Below are 15,607 nucleotides of genomic sequence, written 5' to 3'. Positions count from 1 at the left end.
TTCAGGATTCGTACCGGCGATCTCGATGCTTCGGCGATCGCCGGTACGTCCGCCCGCTGGGCACCGCAACGGCGGCCGACGAACTGCGCAGGGCGTGGCGGCGCCGCCACGCGGCAAGATCGGGCCGTTCGGTCGGTTGTTCGGTATCGGTCTTCTCGGTGGCGCGCACGGCCGGTCCTCCCCGGTGCGAATATGACCCGTCGACGGTAGGCGAGCCGCCGCGCTGGGCGCCACCGGTTTTCCGGTGCGCAACAGCACGTCGTCATGGTCGCTCTGCTTCTCGCTCCTGCGCCACTTCTTCCGGCACCTTCTTCGGCAGCGGCGCGCCGATCAGCACGTCGGCCCACCGCGTCGAGGGGTCGATGTCGAGCAGCAGCGCCTTGACCAGCAGGGTCAGCGGGATGGCGAGCAGGGCCCCGAGCGCGCCGATCACCCACGCCCAGAACACCAGGGACAGGAAGGTGACGGTCACGCCCAAACCGACGGCGTCACCGACGAATTTGGGCTGGATGATCGACTGGATGACGAAATTGATCACGGAATAGACCACGATCACCCAGATCATCAGCACCGGCCCGCTGTCGAGCAGGGCCAGCAGCGCGGGCGGGATGACCCCGATGACGAAGCCGATGTTCGGGATGTAGTTGGTGATGAACGACAGCAGCGCCCACAGGATCGGTAGCGGCACCCCCATCAACCACAGCGCGCCACCGTCGATCACCGCCACGATCGCGCCGAACACGGTGGACACGACGAGGTATTTGCGGGTGCCCTCGGCGAAGGAGAGCAAGGCGCTCGCGATGGCGGGCCGCTGGTGCGCCACCACGGCCATCCGCTTGGCCATCGTCATCCCGTCGATGGCCATGAACAGCAGCAGCGCGAGGACGAAGAACAGATTCGAGAAGACCCCGAGCACCCCGCCGAGCAACTGCTCGACGAACTCGACCACCTTGCCGACATCGATGCCGTCGAGCACCTGGTGGATCTGGTCGGAGCTGATCCCCAGGTCCGACAGCAGCCCACGGACGTTGTCGAGCAGCGAGTTCAGCTTGTCGCCGTATTCCGGGAGCAGCGAGGCCAGCTGCCACGCCGACACCGCCAGCGCCACACCCATTCCGAGCAGAATCGCCACCACCGCGGCCAGGGCGATGATCATCCCCGCCCACGAGGACCACCCGCGCCGCTGCGCCCAGCTCTGCAACGGCTGGACCGCGATGGTGAGCATGAGGGCCAGGAAGATCGGTCCGACGATGCCGGAGAAAGCCTTCAGCCCTCCGATCACGACGACGCCGGCGGCCAGCGACAGCAGGACGATCAGTCCGCGGGGAATCGACCAGGACGGCGGCGCTGCGGCGCTCGTGCTCGGCTCGGACATCGACACTCCCTCGGTCTGGTGAACTCAGCCGGAGAGGACTTCGCGCTGTGTCGCCCAGCCCTCCGGGAACCGACGCTAGGGAGGTCGCGGGCGTCGCACATCGCCCGTTCTGGATGAATCCGGCTACGCGGTCTTCATCTGCGGAGCAGGCGGTGGCGCCGTCGTTCGCCTGCCCAGCTGCCCGACGGCCCAGAAGGCCAGCTCGACCACCCAGAACAGCCACAGCGACAACGTCACCACGACGACGGGCACCGTCAGGAACACCAGCGACGGCACCGCGATCACGACCCAGCGCGCGACGTCACCGGGTGTCGCGCCACGCAGCCGGCTGCCCAGACGCACTGCGGCCCACATCATCCAGCACCGCGGCGTCGAGACGGCGAACTCCTGCAGGCAGCGACGGAAGATACCGTCCGCGTCGGCGCGACTGATCGTATCCGTGCGGCACAGGTAGTCGTGCAGGATCGCGGCCCGGGTGTAGGCCCCGTAGCGCGGGATCAGCCAGACCAGCGCGCGGGGCACCGACGCGAAGTCGGTGCGGAAACCGGCGGGGACCGTAAAGGTCTGGACCGCACCCTGATACGTGAGCGGCTCGGTGAGTCGCCAGAATTTCGCGTCCAGTTCCTCGACGACCGGACCACCACCGATGAATGCCACGACCGCTCCTCTCGAGCCGTCTACCTGCCGTTATAGACGATGGTAGAGGTCCGGGCCGGAGCGGAATCGTGCTCAGGCGCGCGGTTGCGGACTCGAATCGAAATCGCCGCTGCGCCGATACTCCTCGACCTCGACCGCCGGCGGATAGTCGTCGATCTCGGCCGGACGCAGGTCGCCGAGCAAACCCGCAGTGCCGGAACCGAGATCGGTGCGCGGGTGCAGCGCGGCGAGGAACAACAGCACGAGCGCGGCCAGGAACGGTTGCACCAGCAGCGCGAGATCGGTGCCCACCTCGGCGGGCAATGCGATGATCTGCCCGACCGCGGGATCGTGCGGACGCGGATGCCTGAGCTCGGCGACCGGTTCGCCCACCCACATCATCACCGCGGCACCGAGACCCGAGGCGAGCAGGATTCCGACAACCAGCGCGGGCCCGCGCACGCTCCGCACCCGCCAGGCGGCGACCGCGCTCAGCATCGCGACCACCGCACCGATGCACAGGAACATTCCGACGGCGTCGAACAGGTGCAGGCTCTCGCCGGTGAGCACCGCGGCGCGACCGGGCTGGGTCACCCGTAGCCGTTCGGTCGGCGCGAGCAGTCCCCAGGCCACGCCCGCCGCCGCGCTCACCGCGAGCACGACGGCCACGACGACGCCGACGCCGATCAGTTCGCGGCGCAGCACCTCGGGACGCGGCTCGACGCCGACCTCGGCGACCACTACCGGCGTTCCAGCTGCGCCGATTCGATGATCCCGTGCCGGGAGCACTTGGCCCACCAGCCGTCGGGGCTCACCTGCACGATCATCCGCCGGCCGCACTGCTCGCAGAACCGCGGCGGCTCGAGCCCGAGCGCCGCCGATGCGGGCATCGCGTCGTCGAGTCCGGGCACGATCCGCTTGCCGGTGAACGGGTTATAGCGCTCGTCCATATCAGTCACCCTACTGTGCCGCCGCCTCAGAGGGTTTCGTTGAGCGCCTTGATCGGCATCTTCAGTTCACCCAGCAGATCGAGATCCGATTCGGCGGGACGGCCGAGGGTGGTCAGGTAGTTGCCGACGATGACGGCGTTGATGCCGCCGAGCATGCCCTGCTTGGCGCCGAGGTCACCGAGGGTGATCTCGCGGCCACCGGCGAACCGGAGGATGGTGCGCGGCAGCGCGAGACGGAACGCGGCGATGGCGCGCAGCGCGTCGGCGGCGGGCAGCACCTCGAGGTCGCCGAAGGGAGTGCCGGGGCGCGGGTTGAGGAAGTTCAGCGGCACCTCGTCGGGCTCGAGCGAGGCCAGCTGCGCGGCGAACTCGGCGCGCTGCTCGATGGTCTCGCCCATGCCGAGGATGCCGCCGCAGCAGACCTCCATGCCGGCCTCGCGCACCATGCGCAGGGTGTCCCAGCGCTCCTCGTAGGTGTGCGTGGTGACGACCTTCGGGAAGTGCGACTTGGCGGTCTCGAGGTTGTGGTTGTAGCGGTGCACGCCCATCGCGGCGAGCTGGTCGACCTGCTCCTGGTTCAGCATGCCCAGCGAGCAGGCGACCTGGATGTCGACCTCGTTGCGGATCGCCTCGACGCCCGCGGCGACCTGGGCCATCAGGCGCTCGTCCGGGCCGCGGACCGCGGCGACGATGCAGAACTCGGTGGCGCCGGTCTTGGCGGTCTGCTTGGCCGCCTCGACCAGGCTGGGGATGTCGAGCCAGGCCGCGCGCACGGGCGACTGGAACAGGCCCGACTGCGAGCAGAAGTGGCAGTCCTCCGGGCAGCCGCCGGTCTTGAGGCTGATGATGCCCTCGACCTCGACCTCGGGACCGCACCACTTCATCCGCACCTCGTGGGCGAGCTCGAGCAGCGCTTCCAGGCGATCGTCGCCCAGGCGCAGTACCTCGACGGTCTGTGCCTCGGTGAGGCCTTCGCCGCGCTCGAGCACCTGCTCACGGGCGATGGCCAGGATGTCGGTCTGGACGGGTGCCTGCGTCACGACGTGATGTCCCTTCGACGGGGTGCGTGCACGTGGCACGGGTGTGATCCACCCGGCGTAGCCGTGCAACTTGAACGGTGTTCAGGCTAGGGTAGCTGCTACGGGTGAGCCACGACACCCGGGTCGGTGAATTCGAACGGAAGGACGCGCGTGCAGCTGCGGAAGACGGATGTGGTCGATGCCGCCGTCGGCATTCTCGACCAGTACGGACTCGCCGATCTGACGATGCGCAGGCTCGCCGGTTCGCTGCAGGTGCAACCGGGCGCGCTGTACTGGCACGTCAAGGACAAGCAGTCGCTGCTCGGCGCGGTCGCCGACCGGATCCTGGCGCCGATGGACGAGCCGATCACGGCCACCGGATGGCCCGAGCAGCTCACCGAACTCGCCCACCGCCTGCGCAACTGCCTGCTCGCCTATCGCGACGGCGCCGAACTGGTCTCGGCCACCTATGCCTCGCGCCTGACCACGAGCAAGGCGCGCGAACGCCTCGCCGGCATCGTCATCCGTGCCGGAATGACAAGGGAGGAAGCCGAACTCACGGCCTACACCCTGCTCTACTACGTCCTCGGCCAGACCGTCGACGAGCAGTCCCGCATGCAGATGGACTCCGTCGGCGCGCTGTCCGACGAAGCCTCTCCGCTGCTCGACACTCCAGACCCCACAGCCCGTTTCGACTTCGGTCTGCAGTTGTTCATCGCGGGCGTGCGCACCATCCTGGGCACGCGCGTGCGCTGATCGCGAGCTAGCCGCTGCCGGTCATCATTCCGAGCAGCTGGAACGGCATCATCGCGTACATGAACGCGATCCAGATCGGTCCCCGCACAGGGTCACCCGCGAGATAGCCCTCGACCAGCCAGTTGATGACATCGGTAGATCCCATAATGCCCGCTCCTTGTCATTACTTCGGTTCACTATCACTGTCGGGGTAGCCGATCACGGCGTTACCGCAGTTCGTAGCGCTGCGCGTAGCGGGTGGGTGGTTCACCGAAGATCGTGCGGAAGTCGCGGCTGAGATGGGCCTGGTCGGCGTACCCGAGCTCGGCGGCGGTTTCCGCCCAATCGATGTCGGTTCCCCCGGCGAGGCGCTCGGTGATCTCGTGCAGGCGATAACGGCGCACCACCCATTTCGGTCCGAGCCCGACATAGTCGGCGAACAATCGCTGCAACCGGCGCACGCTCAGGCCGAATCGGTCCGCGATCGCGTCGACCCTGGTCACACCGGTGTCCTCGGCGATCGCGGCCACCACCCGCGCGGCGAGGTCGGCCTGCGGATCAGGAGCGGGCAGGCGCGCGAGGAGAAACCGCTCGACGGATTCGACGTCACCAGGAGACGGCAGGTCGGGACCGAAAACCATTGCGGCATCGACCATCCGGTCCCGCAGATCCGCCACCGGGCCACCGAGGAACGGCCGGAACATGCCGGGCCGGAACGCGACACCGAACACCGAACCGGCTCCCGCCAGTTCCCGGTACACATGCGACGACGACGGCCCGTGCACCTCGGCGCGGTCGTCACGGAAACTCAGGTGGACGTTCGGCAATGGCACCACCAGCTGCCGGTACGGCCGCTCGTACTCCCAGGTGACTGTCCAGTACCGCGCGACGTAGCGCGCCAGCTCCCCCGACGGCGCGGCGAACGCGTGACGCTGCGACGCGCGCCAGGCACCCCCGAGTTCCCGCGGATCCCGCTCCACGCGGCGAGTGTATGTCGCGTTTGTTCAAGACAGCGCCCGCATCGCGGTGGTTACCTTCGTCCATGTCCGAAACCGAACGCGTAGCGCGCGCCGCCGAACCGTTGTCGAAGCTCCTGCGCACCATCACGCCGGATCGTCTGGCCGCCCCGACCCCGTGCACCGAGTTCGATGTCCGTGCTTTGCTGAACCACCTGCTGTTCTGGGGTCCGTCGCTGATCGGCGCGGCACGCAAGGAGGCGATCACCCCGCCCGCGGCCGCCGAATCCGACGTCGATCTGACCGAGGGCGACTGGGCGGCGGCCCTCGACACCCAGCTCGACGACCTGGCCACTACCTGGCGAAACCCCGATGCCTGGCAGGGCGTCACGCACATGGGCGGCCCGATGCCGCTGCCGGCGCCGCTGGTCGGCGGCATGGTCGTCGGCGAACTGATCGTCCACGGCTGGGACCTCGCCCGCGCTCTCGGCGCCACCGCCCAGTGGGACGACGGCCTGCTCCGCTACGCCTACGACGAAACCGCCGCCACCGCCGATCAGGGCCGCGCGATGGGCATCTACGGACCCGAGATCCCCGTCGCCCCCGATGCTCCCCTCCTCGACCGCATCCTCGGCCTCACCGGCCGCGACCCCGCCTGGAAGTAGACCGCCACACCACTGCGGTTTCCCCGCTCGCCACATCCTGAATGGCCGTGAGCTGCACCATCACTCATCGCTGACCACCCGTGGCTGGACCAGACCGGGGAACCAGCGATAGATCGCGACCGTGCCGAGGCCGACGCCGACGGCGAGCAGCGCGCCGGCGACGGCCAGGCCGGCGAACGCGCCGACGATGCCGACGGAGACCGGACCGGCGAACATGCCCACATCATGGGTCAGCCGCCAGGCGCCGAGGAACTCCGCGCGGCGGTCCTCCGGCGCCGCGAAGGCGCCGACGGTCATGATCAGCCCGTTGCTGAGCCCGTTGGCCAGGCCGAGCAGCATGGTCGCCGCGCCCATGGTGAGCGCCGAGTAGGTGAACGGCAACACGGCGTACCCGGCGGCGAAGCAGAGGCCGCAGGCGATGCCGGTGACCCGGCTGCCCGCCCGGTCCAGCCAGACCCCGGCCGGGTACGACATGAGGACATCGACCGCGCCCGCCAGCCCGAACAGCAGACTGGTGGTCGCGGCGTCGATCCCCAGATGCGCCGCCCACAGCGGCAGCAGCGCCGAACGCGATGCCCGGGCCGCGCCGACCGCCACCGAGGCGAGCCCGAGAGTGCCCAGCGCCCTGCGGTTTTCGGAGAGCACGGTGTGCAGCGGCCGCAGCGTCGCCTGATCGATCTCGCCGGAGCGGATCGTCACCATCGCCGCGCTCGCCAGCAACGTGGTGACCAGTTGCAGCCACAGCGCGCCGACCGGCCCGAACCCGTGCACCAGCGCGGCGCCGAGGAACGGCCCGCAGAAGAACCCGAGCCGATGCGCACCCGCCAGCGTCGACATGGCCCGGCCCCGCTGCTCGGGCGCGACCACCGACACCAGATAGGTCTGCCGCGCCAGTCCCCACACCGCACCCGCGGCCCCGTTGAGCAGCAAACCCAGTGCCAGCACACCGAGATTCGGCGCGAAGATCGCCGCAAGCACCCCCGCCGTGCCGAGCACACTGCCGACCCCGATCGCCGCCCGCTCCCCGATCCGCGCGACGATCCGGCCCGCGGGCAGATCGGTCAGCACCATCCCGAGCCCGCCCACGGCGACGATCAGCCCCGCCGCACCCGCCGACGCACCGAGATCCAGCGCCCGCAGCGCGTACATCGGCGCGGCAGCCCCCACGCCGATGCCGTACAGCGCCATCGGCGCGAACACCGGCCACACCAGCGACCGCAGCCGCACCGGAGCGGGATCGATCACCTCCGCGGTCATCGTGCTCTACCGACGCTACCGACAGCGCGATTTCGCACCGGCCCAGCGCAGTCCCATCGGCGATGATCCGATATCCCGGCAGTACAACAGTTTTCGTCGCTCGGCACACTCATCCGACAGGAACGGGTTCCGGCGCGAACCGGCTCCGCGGACGGGCGAGGCCGAAGTGGTCGCGCAGCGTGGTTCCCGTGTACTCGGTGCGGAACAGCCCGCGCTCCTGCAGGATCGGCACCACCGTCTCGGTGAACACTTCGAGCCCACCGGGGTAGTACGGCGGCATCACATTGAAACCGTCGGCCGCGCCCCGGGTGAACCATTCCTCGATCGTGTCCGCGACCTGCTCGGGCGTACCGGCGAAGACCCGGTGTCCGCGGGCGCCCGCCAGCCGATGCAGCAGGCCACGCAGGGTCGGCCGCTCCCGTTCGACGATGCCCGCCACCACCTGCAGCCTGCTGCGCGCGTTGTCGGTGACATCACCGGCCCCGGCGAACACCTCCACCGGCACCGGCTCGTCCAGCGCGAGGGCACGCAGGGAGGTGCCGGTGATCGATTCCAGCTGCTTGATCCCGTATTCGGGCACGGTCAGCTCGTTGAATTCCCGCTCCAGACGCAGCGCCGCGGCCTCGGTGTCGGCGATGAACGGGCTGATCCCGGGCAGGATCTTCACCTCGTCGGCGTCGCGCCCGTACTCGGCGGCCTTGGCCTTGATGTCGGCGTAGAAGGTCTGCGCGTCCGAAAGCCGTTGGTGGGCAGTGAAGATGGCCTCCGCGTACCTGCCCGCGAAGGCACGTCCCTCGTTGGAAGCGCCCGCCTGCACCAGCACCGGGTGTCCCTGCGGCGTGCGCGCCGCATTGAACGGCCCACGCACGCGCAGGTGTTCGCCGACGAAGTCGATCGGATGGATCTTGTCCGGGTCGGCGTAGATGCCCGCGGCGCGATCGAGCAGGATCGCGTCGTCCTCCCAGCTGTCCCACAGGGCGACCACCGCGTCGACGAACTCCCGTGCGCGGGCATACCGTTCGGCGTGATCGGGGTGCCGGTCGAGCCCGAAATTGGCCGCCGCCAGGTCGGTTCCCGTGGTGACGATGTTCCAGCCGGCCCGCCCGCCGGAGATGTGGTCCAGCGAGGAGAACAGGCGAGCCAGGTTGTAGGGCTCGTAGTAGGTCGTCGACGCGGTCGCGATGAGACCCAGATGTGTTGTCGCCGCGGCGATCGCGGTGAGCAGCGTGATCGGCTCCAGACCCGGCGCCGCATTGTGGCGCACGTCGGTGCGCAGGGCGGGCCCGTCGGCGAAGAACACCGCATCCAGTTTCGCCGCCTCGGCGGTGCGTCCGATCTCCTGGTAGTAGGTGACGTCGTAGATGCGCTCGGGCCTGCTGTCCGGATGCCGCCAGGCGGCCTCGTGGTGCCCCGACGGATAGATGAACGCGTTCAGACTCAATTGCCGCGGTGCACTCATGACGCTGCTTTCACTTCCTCGAATTCGGTGGTGTCGACGCCGAGCCCGGCCAGCAGGACCGCACGCAGCCGGATGAACTCCGGGTGCGCGTGCCTGCGCGGGCGCGGCGCGTCGATGCGCTGATCGATGGCGATCCGGCCCTCGTCCAGGACCAGCACGCGGTCGGCGAGCAGCACGGCCTCGTCCACGTCGTGGGTCACCAGCAGGACAGCGGGCCGGTGCCGCTCGCACAGCGCCTGCAACAGGGTGTGCATGCGGATCCGGGTCAGTGCGTCGAGCGCGCCGAACGGTTCGTCGGCCAGCAGCAGATCCGGCTCGCGGACCAGCGATCTGGCCAGCGCCACCCGCTGCTGCTCGCCACCGGAAAGCTCACGCGGCCATGCCTTCTCACGCCCCGCCAGCCCGACCTCGGCCAGCGCCGAACGCCCACGCTCGGCGGCGTCGCGCCCGGTGAGCCCGAGCACCACATTGTCGAGCACCCGCGCCCAGGGCAGCAGCCGCGAATCCTGGAACACCACCGCCCGCTGGGCAGGCACGGTGAGCTCGCCGGAACCCGGTACGTCGCCGTCGAGTTCGGCCAGCGCCCGCAGCAGTGTGCTCTTGCCCGAACCGCTGCGGCCGAGCAGTGCCACGAATTCGCCGCGCCGGATCTCGATGTCGATGCCGTTCAAGACGATTCGGTCGCCGAAGCCGCGGGTGAGGGCGCCGGTGCGCACCACGATCCGCTCCTCGCCGTTCAGTCGCCCAGTGTCTGTCGCCATGCCAGCGCCTTCCGTTCCGCCGCCCGCACGGCGAGGTCGCCGAAGAGCCCGAGAAGTCCGTAGATCACCAGACCGACGACGATGACGTCGATCTGTCCGTAGGTGCGCGCCTGCGTCATCAGGTAGCCGATGCCGCTGGTCGCGTTGACCTGTTCGACCACGACCAGCGCCAGCCAGGAGATGGTCACCGCCAGCCGCAACCCGAGGAAGAAGCCGGGCAGGGACCCTGGCAGCGCGATCCGCCGCAGGAATCCCCATCGCGACAGCCCGACCGTCTCGGCGAGCTCCACATACCGGGCGTCGACGCTGCGCAGATACGCGTGAGTGTTGATGTAGACCGGGATCAGCACGCTGGTCGTGATGACGATCAGCTTCATTTCCTCGCCGATGCCGAACCAGACGATGAACAGCGGGATCAGCGCCAGCGTCGGGATCGCCCGCTTGATCTGCACCGGGCCGTCGACGACCGCCTCCCCGATCCGGCTCAGCCCCGCCACCAGCGCGAGTACCACGCCGATCACCACACCGAGTCCGAGCCCGCTCACCGCGCGCTGCAGCGAGGTCAGCAGGTTGGACTGCAAACGGCCGTCGGCGATCAGATCGCCCGCGGTCTGGGCGACAGTCCACGGCGCGGGCAGTGTCTCCGGATCCAGTGCGCCCGTGGCCGATCCGAGCACCCACGCTCCGATGAGCAATGCCGGTCCGAGTGCGAAGCCGAACGGAATCGGCCGGCCGGGCCCGAGCCTGCGCCTGGCCCGTCCGCGCGGCGCGAGCGCTTCGACCGGGTCGGCGGTGCCGGTGCGGATGCGCCGCAGCACACCCGCGTCGAGGGTGGCCATCAGCTCGTCGCCGGCGCGAACGCCGCCCCGCTGGTGGTGACCGCCTCGGTGACCGCGGCATCGAAGCGCAGATCGAAGCCGTCGACGGCCTTGATCTTCTTCGGCAGCTCACCCACGGCATCGATCGCGTCGATGGTGGTCTGCTGGCGGGCGATCAACTGCTGGTCCAGGTGCGGGAAGGTGTAGGTGCCGAGCGAGTCGATGATCCGCTTCGCGTCGTCGGCGCCGACCTTCTGGATCTCCACGTAATACTTGGTGGCCCATTCCTCACGGTGCGTGTTGGTCCAGTGCCAGGCCCGCACGAACGCGCCGACGAGGGCACGGGTGGCCGCCGCCTTCGCCGGATCCTGCACCACCGCGCGGCGCGCGTACAGGTACGCCAGTCCGCTGTAGATCCCGGTGGTCTCCGAATCCGGGATCAGCGACGCGCCCTGGGTGCGCAGCAGGCGGGTGACATTGGGTTCGATCAGCGGAGCCACGTCGACCTGACCGGTGCGCACAGCGTCGAGGAACTCCGCCAGCTGCAACCGGACCAACTGCACGTCGGTAGGCTTCAGCCCCGCCTTGGTCAGCGCTTTGAGCACCGCGGCCTGCTGCGCGGTTCCCTCGGCATAGGCGATCTTCTTGCCCTTCAGCTCCGTGAGCTTCGTGATCGCCCGCCCCGGCGCGACGGCGAGCTTCAGCGCCTGCGGATTGGTCTGGTACGAGCCGACGATCGGCACGTCCTGCCCGGCGGCCAGCGCGTGGATCGGCGGTACGTCACCCACCTGGCCCACATCGGCGGCGCCTGCCCGGAACGCCTCGAGGATGGCGGGCCCGCCGACGAAATTGGCGAACTCCACCTTGAACGGCAGTTTGTCCAGCTCGCCGGACAGGCGCAACGCCGACTGCAACCGCTCCTGCTGATCGGCGACGATCAGGGTGGTGCCCGGCGGCACCTCGGTCGGCAGCGGCGCGTCAGGGGTACCGACCGGTGCGTCACTGCCATTCGAGCAGCCGCTCAGGCCGAGCGTCGCAACGGTTGCCACCGCGAGGAGCGCGGCGGTGGCGCGGCCACGCAGGCCGGGCAGGAAGATGTTCGGTCGGTGCATAGAGGGATTGAATCAATTGGGCGTCGCGTCGAGAAGCGTTCGCGTCACCGTGAGCTTTACCTCGGCCTACATTCACTCGGCGACAACCGAAACCGCGTGCCGCGCTAGAGTCGATGCGTCCTCCCCGGCGGGTGTGGGAATCCGGTGCAATTCCGGAACGGTCGCGCCACTGTGATCGCCTCGCGGCGAGAGTCAGACCTCCCTCGCCGGGCACCCTCCGAAAGGGCCGCGCCTTGCCTGTGGTGAACCCGCGATGATCCGTGCCCGGATATCGCTCGCCTTGCCCCTGCTCGGGGCGCTGTTACTGGTCGCCATGCTCGGCGCGACCGGCTTCGGCGCCGAGATCGTTCCCGTGTCCGCGGTGCTCGACACCCTCGGCGCCCGCCTGACCGGAACGACACCCGCCGACCTCGGCATCGACACCATCGTCTGGCAGCTCCGCGTGCCACGCACGGTCCTGGCCGCGGTGGTCGGCGCGGGACTGGCGCTCGCCGGCTCGGCGATGCAGACCCTGGTGCGCAATCCACTCGCCGACCCGTTCCTGCTCGGAGTGTCCTCCGGTGCCGGTGTCGGCGCCGCAGCGGTGATCACCTCAGGACTCTTCGCGGGCGCAGGCATCTGGGCGCTGTCAGGCGGCGCCCTGGTCGGCGCGTTCGGTGCAGCCACGCTGATATTCCTCGTCGCAGTCGCCCAGGGTGGCCTCACACCGCTGCGGTTGGTGCTGACCGGTACCGTGCTCGGTTCGGCATTCGCCGCGCTCAGCAGCTATCTCGTCTTCCGCAGCACCGATCCGGCCGCCGCCCAATCGGTCCTGTTCTGGCTGCTCGGCAGCCTGGCCGGCGCCGACTGGACAACGATCGCGCTGCCCCTCACCGTTGTGCTCGTCAGCGGTGGCGCGCTCATCGCCATCTCGGGCTGGCTCGACGCGCTCACCCTCGGCGCGGATACCGCATCCTCGATCGGCGTGCCGGTGCCGCGGTTGCGCATCGGACTGTTCATCCTGCTGGCGGTGCTCGTCGGGGTGCTGGTCGCGGTGTCGGGCGGCATCGGTTTCGTCGGGCTTGTCGTCCCCCACGCCGCGCGGATGATCGTCGGCCCGCGCCACCGCGACCTGCTCCCCACCTGCGCCCTGTGCGGTGCGCTGTTCCTCGTCGTCGCGGACGCGGCCACCAGGGTTCTGGTGCGCCCCACCGAGATCCCCGTCGGTGTCCTCACCGGCTTGATCGGCGCGCCCACATTCCTGCTGCTGATGGGCCGGCGCCGCTACCAGTTCGGTGCCGCGTGACCGGGCGCGGACTCCCGGGTCGGCGTGCGACTCCGGATGCTGTCGCCGAGAGTCACCCACCGAGAAAGTACATGGATGACCTCGGCGCGGCCGCACCTGCGGGCCTTGCCCCATACCTCGGTCCCGCCGACGCTGCCGGCCGAGCCGCACTCCCGGCCGTCGAATCGTCCCTGACAGGATGTGGCGCCAGTGTCCGCGCAGCGGGCCTGACCTGTTCGGTAGGCAGGCGCAATATCGTTGTCGACGCGGACTTTTCGATCGAGCCAGGCGAGACCGTCGGCATCGTCGGACCGAACGGCAGCGGCAAGACGACACTGCTGCGGACTCTCGCCGGTATCCGGAAGCCCATGCTCGGGCAGGTGCTCGTCGACGGCCAGGTCCTGCACGACCTGCGGCCGCGCCAACGCGCCACGACCGTGGCACTGGTCGCACAGGACGAGAGCCCCTCCGCCGACATGCTCGTCGGCGAAATTGTCGCGCTGGGGCTCACCCCCTATCTGCCGCCGTGGGGACTCGGCGCACCGCGGGAACGTCAGCGGGTCATGGAAGCGCTCGCCGCGGTCGACCTCTCGGGTTTCGCCGATCGCCCGGTGCAGCAGTTGTCGGGCGGCGAACGGCAGCGGGTGCTGCTGGCCCGTGCGCTGCTGCAGGACACCCCGGTCCTGCTCCTCGACGAGCCGACCAATCACCTCGACGTCACCCACCAGCTCGAACTCCTCGGCCTGGTGCGCGGACTGCGGCGCACTGTCATCGCCGCCCTGCACGATCTGTCGCTGGCCGACCGCTACTGCGATCGGATCATCGTGCTGCACAACGGCTCGGCCCGACCACCGGCCCCGCCCGCCGAAGCGCTGACGCCCGACATCGTCGCCACGGTGTTCGGCGTCGACGCGGCCCGCGTCGAGCATCCGGTGACCGGCGAAGACCACCTGTTGATCACCCCGCGAAAGGCGCGATGATGAAGAACTCCGGCCGGATTCTGGCCACCACCGCACTCGCCGCCGTCCTGGCGGCCTGCACCGGCACCACGGCAGACACCGCGACGACGATCACCGTGCGCAACTGCGGCAAGGACACTCCGTTCCCCGCACCCGCGCAGCGGCTGTTCGTCAACGACGGCAACCTCATCTCGATGGTCCTTGCCCTCGGCGCCCAGGACCAGGTGACAGCCGTGTCGAGCATCCAGCGCGATGCCGATACCCTGCGCAAGCACTACGGTGCCGCCGTCGTCGACGGGCTGAAATCCGTCGCCCCCGAGTACCCGTCCCGCGAAACCGTGCTCGCGCAGCGCCCGGACGTCATGGTGGCGGGCTGGAGCTACGGCTATGACGAGGCGAGCAACCTCACCCCGGCCTCCCTGCAGAAGGACGGCGTCGCGGCCTACGTCCTCACCGAGAGCTGCCGCCGGCAGGACGGCGCCGCCGCGCGCGGCACGGTCGAACCGTGGACCGCGCTGCGCACCGACCTGACCGATCTGGGCGCGATCACCGGCCACCCCGACCGCGCAGCGGAGGTCACCGCCGACCTCGACCGCAGGCTCGCCGCCCTGTCCGCAGCACCGAAACCGGCGAAGGCGCCGACCGTCTTCCTGTTCGACAGCGGCACCGACACCATCTACTCCAGCGGGAAATTCGGTGCGCCCCAGGCGATCCTCGAAGCCGCGGGCGCCCGCAACATCCTCGACGACGTCGCCGACACCTGGACCAAGGTCTCCTGGGAGCGGCTCGCCGCCGCCGACCCGGACGCCATCATGTTCGTCGACTACCCCGGGCAGTCCTATGCCCAGAAGGTCGAGCTGCTGCGCACCAAACCGGGTATCAACGGTCTGCGCGCGGTCCGCGACGGCCGGTTCTTCAACCTGCCGTACGCGCTGTGGACCAGCGGCCCGCTCAATATCGATGCCGCCGAGCAGATCCGCAAGCAGCTCGAAGCATGGAACCTCGTGCCTGCGTCGAATACGACGCCCCGCGCCGACGACGCGGTCCGCTGACCTCGCGCCGGGTGCGGCCGGTCAGTCGACCGTGCCGCGCTCGGCCAGCGCGGCGATCTTCGCGAGCGCCACCTGCCAGGCCCTCTCGTTCTCGTCGCGGGTCATGCCCGGCGGCACACCCTCGTGCAGCACTTCGAGATCGGTACCTCCTGCTGCGTCGGCCAACACGAAGGTCATGGTCTGCTCGCCTGCCATATCCGGTATATCGGTGACGAACTCCAGGACCTGCTCCACCCGCTCATCCTGGATCAGTGCCAGGAACCGCCCGTAGTACGCATGGTGCCGCGCCCTCGTCTTCCCCGTATCGGTCGTCTCGTCATGGGTGACGGTGATCGAGAAGACCCCGCCCTCCTCCGGCTCGAACCGGTGCATCTCGCTGACCATTCCGTCGGGCACCATCCAGGCTCTGACGGCATCGGCATCGAGGAGCAGCCGATACACGGTCGCGCGGGGCGCATTGATGTGCGTGCCGATCCTCGTGGTCGCCATAGCTCCACGGTAGCGCCACAACCCGCCGAATGGTCGGTAGGGCACGAACGCAAAAAGGCCCTCCAACCATAGGTTGGAGGGCCTTTCGCAATGATGTTCC

19 protein-coding genes and 1 riboswitch are annotated in these 15,607 nt (G+C 69.3%); of the genes, 5 read left to right on the top strand and 14 right to left on the bottom strand.

Going from position 1 to position 15,607, the window contains the following annotated elements; all coding sequences use genetic code 11:
- Position 1: 1 nt before the first annotated feature.
- The 6 genes from ACFVAV_RS31695 to bioB all read right to left on the bottom strand — a co-directional run bounded on the left by ACFVAV_RS31695 (position 2) and on the right by bioB (position 4,001).
- Positions 2 to 169, bottom strand: coding sequence for a hypothetical protein (locus tag ACFVAV_RS31695; protein WP_379039267.1), 168 nt, complete (start codon positions 167 to 169; stop codon positions 2 to 4).
- Between the two features lie 93 nt (positions 170 to 262).
- Positions 263 to 1,375 (bottom strand): AI-2E family transporter, encoded by a 1,113-nt coding sequence (locus ACFVAV_RS31690; protein WP_379039266.1) that lies wholly within the window; start codon positions 1,373 to 1,375, stop codon positions 263 to 265.
- 123 nt (positions 1,376 to 1,498) lie between these two features.
- Positions 1,499 to 2,032, bottom strand: coding sequence for a DUF1353 domain-containing protein (locus ACFVAV_RS31685; protein WP_379039265.1), 534 nt, complete (start codon positions 2,030 to 2,032; stop codon positions 1,499 to 1,501).
- A 72-nt stretch (positions 2,033 to 2,104) separates the two neighbouring features.
- On the bottom strand, positions 2,105 to 2,752 hold the full coding sequence (locus tag ACFVAV_RS31680) for a DUF2567 domain-containing protein (protein WP_379039264.1): 648 nt from the start codon (positions 2,750 to 2,752) through the stop codon (positions 2,105 to 2,107).
- Positions 2,752 to 2,961 carry a hypothetical protein gene (locus ACFVAV_RS31675; RefSeq protein WP_379039263.1) on the bottom strand — a complete coding sequence of 70 codons (210 nt, stop codon included), beginning with the start codon at positions 2,959 to 2,961 and terminating at the stop codon, positions 2,752 to 2,754. The genes ACFVAV_RS31680 and ACFVAV_RS31675 overlap by 1 nt, the downstream gene beginning before the upstream one ends.
- A 26-nt stretch (positions 2,962 to 2,987) precedes the next feature.
- A complete protein-coding gene (bioB, locus tag ACFVAV_RS31670; RefSeq protein ID WP_019046302.1) occupies positions 2,988 to 4,001 on the bottom strand; it encodes a biotin synthase BioB in 1,014 nt (337 codons plus the stop codon).
- Positions 4,002 to 4,151: 150 nt separating this feature from the next.
- Between bioB and ACFVAV_RS31665 the strand changes: the two genes are divergently transcribed.
- Positions 4,152 to 4,736 carry a TetR/AcrR family transcriptional regulator C-terminal domain-containing protein gene (locus ACFVAV_RS31665; RefSeq protein ID WP_379039262.1) on the top strand — a complete coding sequence of 195 codons (585 nt, stop codon included), beginning with the start codon at positions 4,152 to 4,154 and terminating at the stop codon, positions 4,734 to 4,736.
- Positions 4,737 to 4,743: 7 nt separating this feature from the next.
- Here ACFVAV_RS31665 and ACFVAV_RS31660 read toward each other — a convergent pair whose 3' ends face one another.
- A complete protein-coding gene (locus ACFVAV_RS31660) occupies positions 4,744 to 4,881 on the bottom strand; it encodes a hypothetical protein (protein WP_379039261.1) in 138 nt (45 codons plus the stop codon).
- Positions 4,882 to 4,942: 61 nt separating this feature from the next.
- Positions 4,943 to 5,695, bottom strand: coding sequence for a DUF6597 domain-containing transcriptional factor (locus ACFVAV_RS31655; RefSeq protein ID WP_379039260.1), 753 nt, complete (start codon positions 5,693 to 5,695; stop codon positions 4,943 to 4,945).
- Positions 5,696 to 5,757: 62 nt separating this feature from the next.
- Here ACFVAV_RS31655 and ACFVAV_RS31650 point away from each other — a divergent pair, with 62 nt between their 5' ends.
- A complete protein-coding gene (locus ACFVAV_RS31650; RefSeq protein WP_379039259.1) occupies positions 5,758 to 6,336 on the top strand; it encodes a TIGR03086 family metal-binding protein in 579 nt (192 codons plus the stop codon).
- A gap of 60 nt (positions 6,337 to 6,396) precedes the next feature.
- Here the strand turns inward: ACFVAV_RS31650 and ACFVAV_RS31645 are convergent, their stop codons facing one another.
- The 5 genes from ACFVAV_RS31645 to ACFVAV_RS31625 all read right to left on the bottom strand — a co-directional run bounded on the left by ACFVAV_RS31645 (position 6,397) and on the right by ACFVAV_RS31625 (position 11,743).
- On the bottom strand, positions 6,397 to 7,593 hold the full coding sequence (locus ACFVAV_RS31645; RefSeq protein WP_379039258.1) for an MFS transporter: 1,197 nt from the start codon (positions 7,591 to 7,593) through the stop codon (positions 6,397 to 6,399).
- Positions 7,594 to 7,702: 109 nt separating this feature from the next.
- A complete protein-coding gene (locus ACFVAV_RS31640; protein ID WP_379039257.1) occupies positions 7,703 to 9,052 on the bottom strand; it encodes an LLM class flavin-dependent oxidoreductase in 1,350 nt (449 codons plus the stop codon).
- Positions 9,049 to 9,813 carry an ABC transporter ATP-binding protein gene (locus tag ACFVAV_RS31635; RefSeq protein ID WP_379039256.1) on the bottom strand — a complete coding sequence of 255 codons (765 nt, stop codon included), beginning with the start codon at positions 9,811 to 9,813 and terminating at the stop codon, positions 9,049 to 9,051. Before ACFVAV_RS31635 ends, ACFVAV_RS31640 begins: the two co-directional genes overlap by 4 nt.
- Positions 9,789 to 10,652 (bottom strand): ABC transporter permease, encoded by an 864-nt coding sequence (locus ACFVAV_RS31630; protein ID WP_379039255.1) that lies wholly within the window; start codon positions 10,650 to 10,652, stop codon positions 9,789 to 9,791. The genes ACFVAV_RS31635 and ACFVAV_RS31630 overlap by 25 nt, the downstream gene beginning before the upstream one ends.
- Entirely contained in the window at positions 10,652 to 11,743 is a 1,092-nt protein-coding gene (locus ACFVAV_RS31625) for an ABC transporter substrate-binding protein (RefSeq protein WP_379039254.1), read from the bottom strand. Before ACFVAV_RS31625 ends, ACFVAV_RS31630 begins: the two co-directional genes overlap by 1 nt.
- Positions 11,744 to 11,878: 135 nt before the next feature.
- A riboswitch (cobalamin riboswitch) is annotated at positions 11,879 to 11,942 on the top strand.
- A 54-nt stretch (positions 11,943 to 11,996) separates the two neighbouring features.
- Here ACFVAV_RS31625 and ACFVAV_RS31620 point away from each other — a divergent pair.
- The 3 genes from ACFVAV_RS31620 to ACFVAV_RS31610 all read left to right on the top strand — a co-directional run bounded on the left by ACFVAV_RS31620 (position 11,997) and on the right by ACFVAV_RS31610 (position 15,018).
- Positions 11,997 to 13,028, top strand: a complete 1,032-nt coding sequence (locus tag ACFVAV_RS31620; RefSeq protein WP_379039253.1) for a FecCD family ABC transporter permease — start codon at positions 11,997 to 11,999, stop codon at positions 13,026 to 13,028.
- Positions 13,029 to 13,099: 71 nt separating this feature from the next.
- Complete coding sequence (locus ACFVAV_RS31615) at positions 13,100 to 13,987, top strand: ABC transporter ATP-binding protein (RefSeq protein WP_379039252.1); 888 nt, start codon at positions 13,100 to 13,102, stop codon at positions 13,985 to 13,987.
- Positions 13,987 to 15,018: an ABC transporter substrate-binding protein gene (locus ACFVAV_RS31610; protein ID WP_379039251.1), complete on the top strand. Its 1,032-nt coding sequence runs from the start codon at positions 13,987 to 13,989 to the stop codon at positions 15,016 to 15,018. The genes ACFVAV_RS31615 and ACFVAV_RS31610 overlap by 1 nt, the downstream gene beginning before the upstream one ends.
- A gap of 21 nt (positions 15,019 to 15,039) precedes the next feature.
- Here ACFVAV_RS31610 and ACFVAV_RS31605 read toward each other — a convergent pair.
- Positions 15,040 to 15,607 (bottom strand): SRPBCC domain-containing protein (locus tag ACFVAV_RS31605; RefSeq protein ID WP_379039250.1); only part of this gene is annotated, 568 nt, incomplete at its 5' end.

Source organism: Nocardia sp. NPDC057663 (assembly GCF_042799895.1).
In the GTDB taxonomy this organism is placed as follows: domain Bacteria; phylum Actinomycetota; class Actinomycetes; order Mycobacteriales; family Mycobacteriaceae; genus Nocardia.
This window is presented reverse-complemented; position numbering and strand designations above follow the sequence as displayed.

Coding starts and splice junctions, on each gene's coding strand:
- ACFVAV_RS31635 (WP_379039256.1), bottom strand. CDS start 9,813: ATGGCGACAGACACTGGGCGACTGAACGGCGAGGAGCGGATCGTGGTG.
- ACFVAV_RS31615 (WP_379039252.1), top strand. CDS start 13,100: ATGGATGACCTCGGCGCGGCCGCACCTGCGGGCCTTGCCCCATACCTC.
- ACFVAV_RS31620 (WP_379039253.1), top strand. CDS start 11,997: ATGATCCGTGCCCGGATATCGCTCGCCTTGCCCCTGCTCGGGGCGCTG.
- ACFVAV_RS31630 (WP_379039255.1), bottom strand. CDS start 10,652: ATGGCCACCCTCGACGCGGGTGTGCTGCGGCGCATCCGCACCGGCACC.
- ACFVAV_RS31675 (WP_379039263.1), bottom strand. CDS start 2,961: ATGGACGAGCGCTATAACCCGTTCACCGGCAAGCGGATCGTGCCCGGA.
- ACFVAV_RS31650 (WP_379039259.1), top strand. CDS start 5,758: ATGTCCGAAACCGAACGCGTAGCGCGCGCCGCCGAACCGTTGTCGAAG.
- ACFVAV_RS31690 (WP_379039266.1), bottom strand. CDS start 1,375: ATGTCCGAGCCGAGCACGAGCGCCGCAGCGCCGCCGTCCTGGTCGATT.
- ACFVAV_RS31660 (WP_379039261.1), bottom strand. CDS start 4,881: ATGGGATCTACCGATGTCATCAACTGGCTGGTCGAGGGCTATCTCGCG.
- ACFVAV_RS31645 (WP_379039258.1), bottom strand. CDS start 7,593: ATGACCGCGGAGGTGATCGATCCCGCTCCGGTGCGGCTGCGGTCGCTG.
- ACFVAV_RS31610 (WP_379039251.1), top strand. CDS start 13,987: ATGAAGAACTCCGGCCGGATTCTGGCCACCACCGCACTCGCCGCCGTC.
- ACFVAV_RS31640 (WP_379039257.1), bottom strand. CDS start 9,052: ATGAGTGCACCGCGGCAATTGAGTCTGAACGCGTTCATCTATCCGTCG.
- ACFVAV_RS31625 (WP_379039254.1), bottom strand. CDS start 11,743: ATGCACCGACCGAACATCTTCCTGCCCGGCCTGCGTGGCCGCGCCACC.